The following is a 13180-nucleotide window of genomic DNA, read 5'->3' on the forward strand; positions in this document are numbered from 1 at the left end:
TAGACAGTATATAGCGTTAGACCCTATGACAGCATGAATAATGTCCATTACACCTAAATGATAGATATGGATACAGATACGAAAACGTCACGGCAGCTTATTAATGATAATAAGAGTTCGTGACGTTTGATGGTAAGACTGAAAAAAATGAGCTTACAAACTTATTCAGGTTGCTTAATATCTTCTGGCAACCAGTCAGCCATCTCATCTGGTAGTGGTGCAGTGATGGTTTCGTAGCCTGGAATATCTAAGCGCCACGCATGTAGACACAGACGATGGACGCCTGATTTGTCATGCACATTATATTTATCATCACCCAAAATAGCATGGCCAATATGAGCCAGATGCACACGGATTTGATGGGTGCGTCCTGTCAGGGGCTTGGCTTCAATCAAGCTTACCGGCTGAGCTGCAAGCATAAAGCGCCCATGGACGATAATGTCCGTCTGGCTTTCTTTAGATTGCGTATCTTGTGTATCTACTTTGACACGGCGTTCACCGCTAGCCAGCGTATAACGTAACAATGGCGCATCGATACGTTGCTCATTGAGCGCAGGTTGCCCTTTGGCGATACAGAGATAGTGCTTTTGAATGGTTCTGTCGACCAGATGCTGTTGCAATACTTTCAGCGCTGAGCGTTTTTTAGAAATCATCAACAGCCCTGAGGTGTCTTTATCGATGCGATGGACCAGCTCTAGGTACTTTTTACCCGTCACTTCACGCATGGCTTCGATCACACCAAAGTCTAAACCACTACCACCATGAACAGCGATACCTGAGGGCTTATTCAGCACCAACATCCCGTCATCTTCGTAGACCACGCGTGCGAGCAAACTTTTAGCAAATTCAGTGCTGATAATCGGTTTTTCGCGGGTAGCGAGTACCACAGGGGCGATACGTACCACGTCTTCACGCTGCACTCTGTCGTGTGCTTTGCAGCGTTTGTTATTGACACGTATTTCATCCGAGCGAATCATTTTGTAGATATGTGGTTTTGGTAGCCCTTTTAAGCGATTGAGCAAGAAGTTATCCAAACGCTGATCGTGCTGGTGGCGGGTTACTTCAAGATAATTCACCTTGCCAAAGTTGCTGATTTCATCATCGGCGCTTTGCGGGCGTGTTTTGCTATTGAAGATAGCAGGGGCTTCATGGGTAGGTGCGTCGTCGGTCATTTTTGAGTTTGTCATTTTTAGTTAGGTATTTACACAAAGATTTGTTATAGTTTAGCATGTTGAGCGACAATTAAGCAGCGGCTACCGCAATAATCTATGGCTATCATAGATAAAGCTTCATCATTTTTACGACTTGTTTGTAACGAGGGTAAAGCTGTAAATGCTGCCGAGATTGGACGTTTTATCTGATTTTAGGACGCATACTATATTTAATGATAAATTAAAGATATAACTTGTCGTTATTTATAGATGTGAGCCCATAAATAGTAGTAATAGCAACAACCGCACTGACGTTATTCAGTGTGATAAAATAAATAATGACATTATAAATAGTGACATTAAATACCTTTGTGCTCATAAATTTAGTGTTAATAAACTTGGCAAGACGCCTGTTTATTGACGTAATGACACAACATTGACTCACAACCCGCATGGCAACGACTTTATTTGATGGTCTTTTACGCGAGTGCAGTTGAGCAAGTATGGATTGTTTAGCATTAGGTTCGAGAAGTATATCGATAGCTGCCTAAGTATTGGTGGTCAAACAGATAAAGATATAAATACAGCACCACGCCGATGAGCGGGTCAATGATTCTGTTTGCCAAGTACGCCCCGCCGATAACCAAAGCCGCGATACCTAACTTTAAACCACCCAAGATATGATTGACGTTATACCAGACAGAACGATAAATAAAGAGTGACCAATTGCTTTACCTAAATAAATAATTGTTGAATATCGCTATTTTATACAATAGTTTTATATAAAAGTATTTATGATAGCGGTATTATTGCTAGACTTTGATGGATTGAGTGCCGCAGCAAGATGCGTTTTTAACATCCGTATTTTTAAACCAGTAACTGACCGTCGCCCACCCTTACAAAGTGCGCTGACATTACTACCAGTAAAATTTACTGATACTAAAAACTCATAGTACGCATTAATATTTCGACCAAATCGATCAATGATAGAATATGACCCTATAGCCTTACACCCTATATTCCTTATATTCACGCTAGCAACATTAGCACCGCTACTGTATTTTAGGTAAAGACAGGCCATTGAAAAAGCCAACGTGCTTTATTGAAACCCTGACTTACGTTCTATCGTTCACTAATATCTGACAACGCTAATTTAGACTTTAGCCAGACTTGCCGCTACGCCCTAAATCCCGTCCCATCGTTGTTATGCGTACTCATAGGATAGTAATATGAAACGCATTTTAATCAACGCTACTCAAAACGAAGAGATTCGTGTTGCCCTTTGTAAAGGCAACCATCTGTACGATTTCGACTTAGAAAACCGTACCCGTGAACAAAAAAAATCCAACATTTATAAAGGCCACGTCACCCGTGTCGAACCATCACTGGAAGCCGTTTTTGTAGAATATGGCTCACAGCGCCAAGGGTTTTTACCGATTCGTGAAATCTCTGCTGAATACTTGAGCGGCAATCCACGTGACGAAAATATCAAAAAACTGATCAAAGAGGGCGATGAATTAATCGTTCAAGTCGAAAAAGAAGAGCGCGGCAATAAAGGCGCTGCTCTATCGACTTACGTGTCTTTGGCAGGTCGTTATCTGGTATTAATGCCAAATAACCCTCGCGGTGGCGGTATCTCACGTCAAATCTCAGGCAAATTGCGCGAAGATATGAAGCGTATGCTGAGCAATCTCGACCTGCCAAAAGGCATGAGTGTCATCATCCGTACGGCCGGTATTGGCAAAACCCAAGAAGACTTGCAACACGATTTAAACCATTTGCTTAATATTTGGCAAGCCATCCAAGAACAAAATCAAAAATATCCTTCACCGCGCTTGGTGCATCAAGAAGCAGGCGTTGTGACGCGTGCCGTTCGTGATTATCTGCGTGATGATATCAGTGAGATTTGGATCGATAACGAAAACGCTTATATCGAAGCAGCTGGCTTTATCGATGCGGTGATGCCCAAACAAGCAGAAAAACTACGCAAATACACTGATTACGAGCCGATGTTCTCGCGCTTTAATATCGAAAAGCAAATCGAGACGGCCTATCAGCGTGAAGTGCGTCTGCCATCTGGTGGTTCAATCGTTATTGACCAAACCGAAGCCTTGGTCTCTATCGATATTAACTCTGCCAAATCCACCAAAGGCTCAGACGTTGCCGAAACCGCTTATCATACCAACCTAGAGGCCGCCGACGAGATTGCCCGCCAATTGCGCTTACGTGATATGGGTGGTTTGATTGTTATTGACTTCATCGATATGAATGACAATAAGCATCAAAAAGAAGTCGAAAAACGTCTGATTGATGCCACCAAATATGACCGTGCCCGTGTACAATTTGGCGATATCTCTAAGTTTGGCTTGATGGAAATGAGCCGTCAACGCTTGCGTCCGTCATTAGAAGAATCAACCGGTTATATCTGCCCGCGCTGCCATGGCAACGGCATGATTCGCGACCTGCGTTCTTTATCATTATCAATTATGCGTCAGATCGAACAAATCGCCCTAAAAGAGCGTCAAGGTGAAGTACAAGCAGAAGTGCCTACTGACATCGCGGCATTCTTATTAAATGAAAAACGCGATAGTTTGGTCTATCTTGAGCAAGACAGTGGCACGCGCATCACTATATTGCCGCACGCACATTTAGAATCGCCAAACTTTAAATTGCACTTCAACCGTGATGGTTTTGCCCCATCGAGCTATGAGCGTATCACCGACACTCAACAGCAAGAGCATAGCGATCTTGGCTACAATGTCGACTGGCAAACCGCTGAAAAGGAACGCCCAGAGCAGCAGCCAACGCGCCAGCCACGTCAATCAGCTGATAGTAAGGCTACCAATAAACCTGCTAGCAAACAAAATAATACGGTTGAGCATAACAAACACAGCAACGATCATCGCCATAACCAAAACACCAATAATGTGTCATCAGCGCGTGTACCGCAAGCCAACAAAAGCCAAAGCGTTGCCGCCGCTACTACCCCAGTAGCAACACCGACTGCAAATGTTGAAACACCTGCCCAGCCGCAAGCCGTTGCTTGGTTATCAAACCTATTTGCGCAAGCGCCGCAAGCAACTACCACGCCTAATGTTAGTAGTCGTGACGCAGCAGAAGCCATCGAAGCACTTGTCAACACGGGTGCGCAAAGTTTGGGTTCATTCGGCCAAGTTGATAGCAATGCTTTAAGCACTGCAGTCACTGATACATCAAGCCCTACGCAAACCACTCCGCAGGGTAGCCAAAAAGATGACAGCCAGCAGCCGGACAATAATGCCAATCGTCAGCAGACCCGCCGCCATTCAGACAGCGACACTGATGACAGTAATAACGAAGACAGAAGAAGACGTAAACCGCGTAAGTCTAGATCTTCTAAACCGCGTCAAAGAAAAGAACAAAATGACGAGACTAGTAATGAGCTGAGCAGCGACACAGATAACAGCGCCTCGAATAGCGCCGCAAATAACGCTGACGACAAACAGTCTGATAACCAAGAAAAACGGGGGCAGGACAACAGACGCCAAAATGATCGTAACCGCAACAATCGTCAAGATAGCAGTCAGCAAAACAGCAACCGCCAAAACCAGAACAGTAACCGCGCGACAAATGAGCGCGACAATACTTCTGATGACAAAGACAATAGCACTGACGAGCAAACTCGTGCCAAGCGTAAACCACATAGCCAACGTGGCTCGCGCGGAAAACTAGAGCGTGGAGAAGCGCTAACTGCTGATAGCGTTAAGCAACACAACCAACAGACGGCAACAGGTGCGAATGGCAGCAAAAACCACGCTAACTCGCGTCGCAACCAAGACCCAAACGAAGTCATGATACAGGTCAATGAAGCATCAGCCGAGCTTAAGTCGCCAGAAGTTGTGCACTTATCTTTAGATGACAGCAAGTCTGTACAGGCCAAGCATCCATCTACTGATAAGCAAAGCTCAGAAAATGGTGCTACCAAAGCTGAAACAGTGAAAGCTGATGTGGCAAAAGAAGCTACTTCACCAAAGCCAGAGCCACAGAGCAATGATAAACAGAGCAGCGATAAGCCAAGCAATGTTAACCAGAGTACTAATACACAGCTCTCTGAGGAGAAAAGTAGCGATAAAAACGCCGTCGCAGACACTGTCTCTAAAGCTGATGCTTCTAACATTGAAGGCTCTAAAGATAACGTTTCTAAAGCTGATGATGCGAAAGCGAGCGCTACAAAAGACAAGGCGCAAAACGACGCGTCAAAGTCTGACAGTGACGCTGAGAACAAAAAACCTGCAGTAGATCAGCAGCCAGTGTCTAAGACCAACAACGACACTCAAGCCGATAGTGCTAAGCCTGCAGATTCTAATGTAGACGGCGTAGCAAAAGCACCAAAGGCTCAAGAATCAAATGCTACTAACCAAGCCGATGGTAGCAATGTTGAAACCGCCAACAGTGGTCTCAACGTTAGTCATGACAATGAAAAAAGCACCAGTGCTTCCACACTGGAGCTAACGCACGATGCATTGTTTGCCACGCGTTATGTAACGGCTGAGAAGTTCGGTCAGGCTAGTAATGACCCACGTGTCGTTCGTAGCCAGCAAGCACAAGCTGCCCAAAAGCCCCAAGCCGCTAATCAGGCAACCGAGCAAGCAGTAGTGAGCGTACCAAGCATTCGCGGTACGGTTGGTGATTTTGTTCGCAAGGCATTAACAGATGCAGAGAGTCGTTTGAAAAATGACGGTGTCATCAGCTGCTTTATCGCTGCTATCGAAGCACATCAGCAAGTAAAGCCTGCTAACGTTGAGACGGATGTCACACCGACTACTGAGACTAAAGTTGAGAACAGAAATTTTGACTTTAGCAACTATGGCTATCAGCCATTAGCAGCGGATTACCTAGCGCGCTTTGAGACCATGACCCAAGCGGTCAGTCAGTTTGCAGCGACGCAAGGTAAAACAGACGTTGAGCCACGCGCTATTGGCAAACGTGCCAGCAACGATCCACGTGGTCAGCACCCTGACTATCAGGAGCCAGCAGTGTTGAGCATTGCTGCTGAACAGGCGGCTAAGACTGAAAAATCTGATAACGACGTTGATGCGCATGATGTCGAGGCGACCGCTTTGGCCAATCAAGCGCAGACAGATGACATCAGTACCGAAAGCGAGCAGCTGCTAGCAGTAGAACAAGTGCTAGCACACACAACGGCTGAGCCATCGGATAATACCAATCCTGACGCTATAAATGTGGCTGCTGAAAGTACAGATAATGTTGAAGCGGCTACTCAAGCACCTGACGCTCATGTAGAAGGACCTACTAAAGAAGACAGTCAAGCTGCTAAGTCTAAAACCACGATAGCCAGTTATAAAAACATGATCGAAAATGTGGCTGAGCAACTGCTACCGCAAACGGGTATGTTTAATTTGACCAGCCCAAAAGTACCAAAGGCCCGCAGTCGTAAGCCTAAAACCGAGCATAAAAAGCCGACGCAAGCTGAAAAGCTAGAGTCTGATGATTCAGATAGCGAAAGCTAACCATACGGTTTAATCACTCACGTTAAAGTAAAAGCCCCGAAACTTTCGAGTTTCGGGGCTTTTTTATAGGAGATAGCTTTTTTAACACACTGCTCTAGGACATGACTTAATGAGCTGCTGACTTGTCATCTTTACCACGGATTTTACCAATGATGGTAAAAAGGGCGACGATTACTGCACCAATGACAAAACCAATCGCACCATTCAATATCGTGGTCGTCAGGCTTTCAAAAATACCCGTTAAGTCTGCGAGCCCTTCTACTCCATGATCTAAAAAACCAATGCCGTGTACCAAGATACCACCACCCACCAAGAACATCGCCAATGTACCTGCAATAGATAAGAATTTCATCAATTTGGGTGCAGCAGCAAACATCACTTTGCCAATTTTTTGCGTAAACGCCCCTTCCTTCTCCATCAGATGCAGGCCTGCATCATCTATTTTTACGATACCAGCGACCAAACCATAAATACCAATGGTAATACCGATCGCTAAAATAGAAAGCACAATGCTTCGCTCTAGCAAGGTGGCAGTCGCCGTTGAGCCTAATGCAATCACAATTATTTCCGCTGATAAAATAAAGTCTGTACGTACCGCCCCTTTGATTTTTTTCTTTTCAAAAGCCACTAAATCTACGCTTTCATCGGCATTGGCTTGCCTGCGGGCATTTTGTTCTTCGTCATGCGGTAACACATGTGGCCAAAAGCGATGAATGACCTTTTCAGCACCTTCATAGACCAAAAATAAACCGCCACACATCAATAAAAAAGTAATCAGTGGCGGATAAATGGCGCTAATTAATATTGCCGCTGGCACTAAAATAAGTTTATTAACAAATGAGCCTTTGGCAACGGCCCAAACAACTGGCAGCTCGCGATTGGCTTTGACACCCGTGACTTGCTCTGCGTTGAGCGCTAAATCGTCACCCAATACGCCAGCGGTTTTTTTGGCGGCGACTTTAGTCATGACTGAAACGTCGTCCAATATCACACTGATATCATCAAGTAGGGTTAATAAACTGGCACCTGCCATGTGTGCTCCTTAGGGCAAAACTGTTAAAGTGAATGGTTTTAAAATGAGTGATAGATGTGGTTTTATATCAAACTTTATAAAAACCAAGGTTATTAGCAGTAGACTACCTATACAAGCCTAAATATTAAGTAGTACAAGTGTATTTTATTTTATGAATAGATGTTTATCCATAGCACTATGATGACCGCTCACATTTGCCTATATATAGTGAATTCAATATTAAAACGATACAGCGGGAATGGGATGAATTTTACGTGGCCTCTGTCGGCGTAGGCACAGCAAGCCAGAAAAATTTATCCCAGTTCCGCGTTGGAATATAACGTATCTGTTTTATTTAGAATCGACTATAGTTAGTCGTGAATAAAAAGACTACAGCCATTACAGCATGCTACCAACTATATCGATTTTATTCGGAACTGCCTATAAGTAGCCACATAGCCTGTGGCTGCTATTTACCATAAATATGTTAATATAGGCGGTATTACCATTTATCTTTTATCATCAATAAATGGTAAAAAACCTGTAAATTTAGGGCGTGCTGAACATGCACAGATATCGCTAACAAATAGTCGCTATCAGTGCCACGATCGAATGTTCAACACGTCCTAGACCCTTAAGCCACCCGTTGCATTGACTGTTATATATAAAAGTTTATTGCCGCCTTTCTCAAAATGAATTCACGATTAGGTACGATGCCTACAGGACACCCATATGTCATCCCCCATTGCAAAAAACACCTCTGCTGGTAACCGCTTTACTCGCAACAACTTATCACGCTTTATGATGGGCGCGCTGCTCGTGGTTATCGCTGCTGGTTGCTCAAACAATGCAGCGGATGCGACCAGCAATACCAGCATTGTTAATGATAGCGACACCAAAGTCAGCACGGCCAAAGCATCTACTGATAGCGATGCTGCCGTGGTAAAAGCGTTACAGGCGAATTTAAATACTTCTGGTATTGAAGAAAACATCATTTCAGCGGTACCAACGGACATGGATGATATTTATTGGGTCACTGCTGATGGCTTACCTTCCTTTTTTACCGATAAGTCTGGTAAACATATTATTCAAGGGCAAATTATTGCTGTTGGAGATGAAGCACCCGTTGATATCAGCGGTGCTTTGGTTGCTAGAACGGCACAAGATGCCCTAAAAGCAGTAGACAAAAAAGACATGGTTATTTATCCAGCAAAAGGGGCTACCAAATCTGTCGTCTATGCCTTTACTGATGCCGATTGCCCTTATTGCACCAAACTCCATGAAGAAATGGATGACATCAATGCGCGCGGGATTGAAGTGCGCTATTTGGCCTGGCCACGTAGCGAAGGCAGTATTCCAAAAATGGAAGCCATCTGGTGTAGCGAAGATCGCAATGCAGCAATGGATCAAGCTAAAATGGGTGCCAATATACAAGCACCGAGCTGTAATAACCCTGTCCAAGCGCAAATCGATCTAGGTATGGCGCTTGGTGTACGGGGCACGCCAGCCATCTTTACTGAGTCTGGACAGCAAGTGGGCGGCTATCTACCAGCGGCTCAATTGGCAGAAGCAGTCGGCGCGATTTAACGATCTGCTTAATCGTCTGTCAGGTGATAGTTATTCATGATAGTTTTGCGCAATAGTTTTCACGATAACTTTGCACGATATGTTGATCGCTATGACAATGGCGACATTGTGTAGACGTCACAACGGCTTGTCGGTATGATACGATAAAGCACTATAAAAAATTCAGCCACATACTTTTTATTTGAGTATTTCTATTCAACTATAGTTAATTAAATATACTTTGGATACAAGGAAGGCAAGCAAGTGAAAGGACTACAAATAGTAGACTAAGCGAGCCTGACGCTGTATCAAATTTATATAGGATTGACTGTATTTAACCTCTTGAGGATACTGTGAGTAATTCCATCAAACTAGCGATACTTGGTCTGGGCACCGTTGGTACGGGCGTGATCAATCTAATCAATGACAACTTAAATGAACTAAAACGCCGTAGCGGACGCGATATTATCATTACCGAAGTTGGTACCCGCCGTCAGCGTGATGATATTGACCCTAATATCATTCAAAACAGTGACTTGATGGCAACCGCTGCCAGTGACAATGTCGATATCGTCATCGAAGTTATTGGTGGTACTACGCTAGCAAAAGACGTCATCATGCACGCCATCAAAAACGGCAAACACGTCGTTACGGCAAACAAAGCATTATTGGCTGAGCACGGCAATGAGATTTTTGCCTTCGCTGAACAGCATCAGGTGCATGTTGCTTATGAAGCAGCGGTCGCAGGCGGCATCCCCATTATTAAAGTCATGCGTGAAGCGCTTGCGGCCAATAAGGTCGAATGGCTTGCTGGCATCATCAACGGCACTGGCAACTTTATCATGACCGAAATGCGTGACAAGGGTCGTCCGTTTGCCGACGTGCTCAGCGAAGCTCAAGAATTGGGTTATGCCGAAGCAGATCCGACGTTTGATGTCGAAGGCATCGATGCGGCGCATAAATTGGCCCTACTCGCCTCTATTGCTTTTGGTATCCCGCTACAGTTTGACAAAGTCTATTGTGAAGGCATCACTGGCATTACTTTGCAAGACGTCAATTATGCCGAAGAGCTTGGCTACCGTATCAAGCATTTAGGTTTTGCGGTGCGCCGTGATGGTCAAGGTAATGCTGATAACGCTGGCATTGAGCTGCGCGTACACCCGACGCTTATCCCGCAAGACGCCTTACTTGCCAACGTCAATGGCGTAAAAAATGCGGTACTGGTCAATTCACACCCACTTGGACAAACGCTGTATTGCGGTGACGGTGCGGGTGCAGGTGCGACCGCTTCTGCGGTGATGGCCGATGTCATGGATTTGGTGCGAGTCTTGGGTAGCAAAGACAACGACGACCAAAGCAGCGGCGATCAAAATAGCAGCGATCAAAACAACACTAATCAAAATAACAAGGGCCATCATGTGCCGCACTTAGCGTTTATTCCCGAGCAGCTATCTGATACGCCAATATTGCGCGCTGAGCAGATGACTACGGGTTATTACTTGCGTGTACATGCTTACGATAGCCCTGGGGTGTTGGCAGATATCACCCGTATCTTGAGTGACGCTGGTATCAACATCGATGCGATTTTGCAAAAACCTGCGCACAAAGCCGGTGAAGTGCCGGTGATTATCTTGACCCTGCCTGTGGTCGAGAGTCAAATGAATCTGGCCATCGAAAAAATTGAAAAATTGGATACCATTACTGATAAAGTAGTACGTATTCGCTTAGATGAGCTTGCGTAAGCCAGACATCTAAAAAGTGGGAGGGTTATCAGAAAATAAGCCTTTCACCCAAAGCGAAATACTTTTATACAAAATACTTAATAAGGAATAATAACGATGTCAAATGATGCAATTGTAATTTTAAACGGCGCACGTACGCCAATGGGCGGCTTCCAAGGCGTATTAAAAGATATGAGCTCAACCGATCTTGGTGCCGCTGCGATTAAAGCCGCTGTTGAGCGTTCAGGCGTCAGCACGGATAATATCGATGAAGTCATCATGGGCTGTATCTTGACCGCCGGTTTGGGTCAAGGCCCTGCCCGTCAAGCGATGCGTAAAGCAGGCCTGTCTGATGCGACGGGTGCTGTGACTATCAATAAGCTGTGCGGCTCAGGGCTAAAAGCAGTGATGCAAGCACACGACGGCATCAAAGCGGGTAGCTTCGATGTGGCGGTTGCTGGTGGTATGGAATCAATGACCAACGCCCCTTATATCATGCCAGGCGCGCGTGGCGGCTACCGTATGGGACACAAAGAAGTCAAAGACCATATGTTCTTAGACGGTCTAGAAGACGCTGAAACCGGTAAGCTAATGGGTATGTTCGCGCAAGAAATGGCCGACGAAAAAGGCTATACCCGTGAGCAGATGGATGAGTTTGCTATCGAGTCACTCAACCGCGCCCTAACCGCTATCAAAGACGGTCACTTCAAAGACGAAATCGAGCCAGTTACCTTTAAAACTCGTAAAGGCGAGCAAACCGTTGATACCGATGAGCAACCTGCACTAGCTAATGCTGAGCGCATCCCTACTCTACGCCCAGCCTTTGCCAAAGAGGGTACCATCACAGCAGCAAACGCCAGCTCAATCTCTGATGGTGCGGCGGCTGTCGTGGTCATGAAAGAATCTCAAGCAAAAGCCGAAGGCTTAGATTATCAAGCACGTATCTTGGCGACAGCATCGAACTCGCGTCACCCAAGCGAATTTACCATTGCTCCGATTGGGGCGATTGAGAAAGTCTTGGCTGGCGCTGGCTGGTCGATAGCTGATGTTGATCTATGGGAAATTAACGAAGCCTTTGCGATGGTAACCATGGCGGCGATGGACGAGCTAAAAATCGACCATGCTAAAGTCAACGTCGACGGTGGGGCTTGTGCCTTAGGACACCCAGTTGGCTGTTCAGGTGCCCGCATCCTAATCACATTGATCAACTCTCTCAAGCGTACAGGCGGTAAAAAAGGCGTCGCCACGTTATGTATCGGTGGCGGTGAAGCTGTTGCCGTGGCGATAGAGCTTGCTTAATACTCAAATGTTTATAGCTCAGTCGCTTTAAAGACGATACAGTGCTATGGCTATAATTTTTTGCAGCCTCTGTCTGCGCAGGCACAGCAAGCAAGGAAAACTTATAGCCATAGCACGTCACTAGCATCGTATCGCTTTTATTGTGAACTGACTATATAACCAATCGTATTTTTGGTTGGTATTTTTGCTTGATACTGATATTTAAAAAACCGCATGGCTCATGGCTGTGCGGTTTTTTTGTGTCTGTGGCCCCTCAAACCACGCAGAATATTGCTTTGTGTAAAGACACGTTAATTTATACCCCCAGCTATGTTATGCCATTTACAGCCTATTACACGCAATTACTTCAAGCGCACACTTTGCTACCTAGCTCATATATCGCATAAAAAATCGTGGTGTTAGGATGATTATAAGTTGATTTAAAGATCAGTGACGAAGTTATTAAACTTATTGTGATTAGAAGTTATTAAAGTTATTGTAATTAAAAGCCACTAACTAATATTCGCTGAGCTACTGATTTTATTTTTAATGACGCTTAGATTTAGTAGCGTCTAGATTTGATAGAAAGTTTTAATATTCTTAGATTAACACACCAAGTGCAACGCTAAATTATATTATACAACACCTGATTGGGCGTTTTAAACCCTAAGCGTTTTCTTGGTCTGTTGTTTAGTTTATTCTCAATGTCCTGTATCTCATTATCAGAGACTTGTCTAAAGTCACAACCCTTAGGCAAGAACTCTCTGATTAATCCGTTGGTATTCTCGTTGGTTCCTCGCTGCCATGACGCATAAGCATCGGCAAAGAAGAAAGCGCTAAAGAGCTTTTGTTTCACCTTCTTATGCTGAGCAAACTCTTTACCATTATCAGAGGTAATGGTCTTAACCTGCAACCTCACTGGCTTTAGGATACCTATCATTG

At 44.8% G+C, this 13180-nt stretch carries 7 protein-coding genes; 4 read left to right on the top strand and 3 right to left on the bottom strand.

Going from position 1 to position 13180, the window contains the following annotated elements:
- Positions 1 to 161: 161 nt before the first annotated feature.
- Complete coding sequence (locus EI161_RS10610; RefSeq protein ID WP_192524575.1) at positions 162 to 1172, bottom strand: RluA family pseudouridine synthase; 1011 nt, start codon at positions 1170 to 1172, stop codon at positions 162 to 164.
- A 1208-nt stretch (positions 1173 to 2380) separates the two neighbouring features.
- Here EI161_RS10610 and EI161_RS10615 point away from each other — a divergent pair.
- Complete coding sequence (locus EI161_RS10615; RefSeq protein ID WP_192529537.1) at positions 2381 to 6661, top strand: Rne/Rng family ribonuclease; 4281 nt, start codon at positions 2381 to 2383, stop codon at positions 6659 to 6661.
- 106 nt (positions 6662 to 6767) lie between these two features.
- Here EI161_RS10615 and EI161_RS10620 read toward each other — a convergent pair whose 3' ends face one another.
- Positions 6768 to 7694: a DUF808 domain-containing protein gene (locus tag EI161_RS10620; protein ID WP_192524577.1), complete on the bottom strand. Its 927-nt coding sequence runs from the start codon at positions 7692 to 7694 to the stop codon at positions 6768 to 6770.
- Between the two features lie 711 nt (positions 7695 to 8405).
- Here EI161_RS10620 and EI161_RS10625 point away from each other — a divergent pair.
- The 3 genes from EI161_RS10625 (at position 8406) to EI161_RS10635 (ending at position 12259) form a co-directional block, all read left to right on the top strand.
- On the top strand, positions 8406 to 9260 hold the full coding sequence (locus tag EI161_RS10625) for a DsbC family protein (RefSeq protein WP_192524578.1): 855 nt from the start codon (positions 8406 to 8408) through the stop codon (positions 9258 to 9260).
- A 332-nt stretch (positions 9261 to 9592) separates the two neighbouring features.
- Positions 9593 to 10981, top strand: a complete 1389-nt coding sequence (locus EI161_RS10630) for a homoserine dehydrogenase (protein WP_192524739.1) — start codon at positions 9593 to 9595, stop codon at positions 10979 to 10981.
- 96 nt (positions 10982 to 11077) lie between these two features.
- Positions 11078 to 12259, top strand: coding sequence for a thiolase family protein (locus EI161_RS10635; RefSeq protein WP_192524738.1), 1182 nt, complete (start codon positions 11078 to 11080; stop codon positions 12257 to 12259).
- A gap of 604 nt (positions 12260 to 12863) precedes the next feature.
- Here EI161_RS10635 and EI161_RS10640 read toward each other — a convergent pair.
- A partial coding sequence (locus EI161_RS10640) for an IS30 family transposase (protein ID WP_192529538.1) occupies positions 12864 to 13180 on the bottom strand: 317 nt, incomplete at its 5' end.

This window comes from Psychrobacter sp. FME5, from assembly GCF_014861375.1.
GTDB lineage: Bacteria > Pseudomonadota > Gammaproteobacteria > Pseudomonadales > Moraxellaceae > Psychrobacter.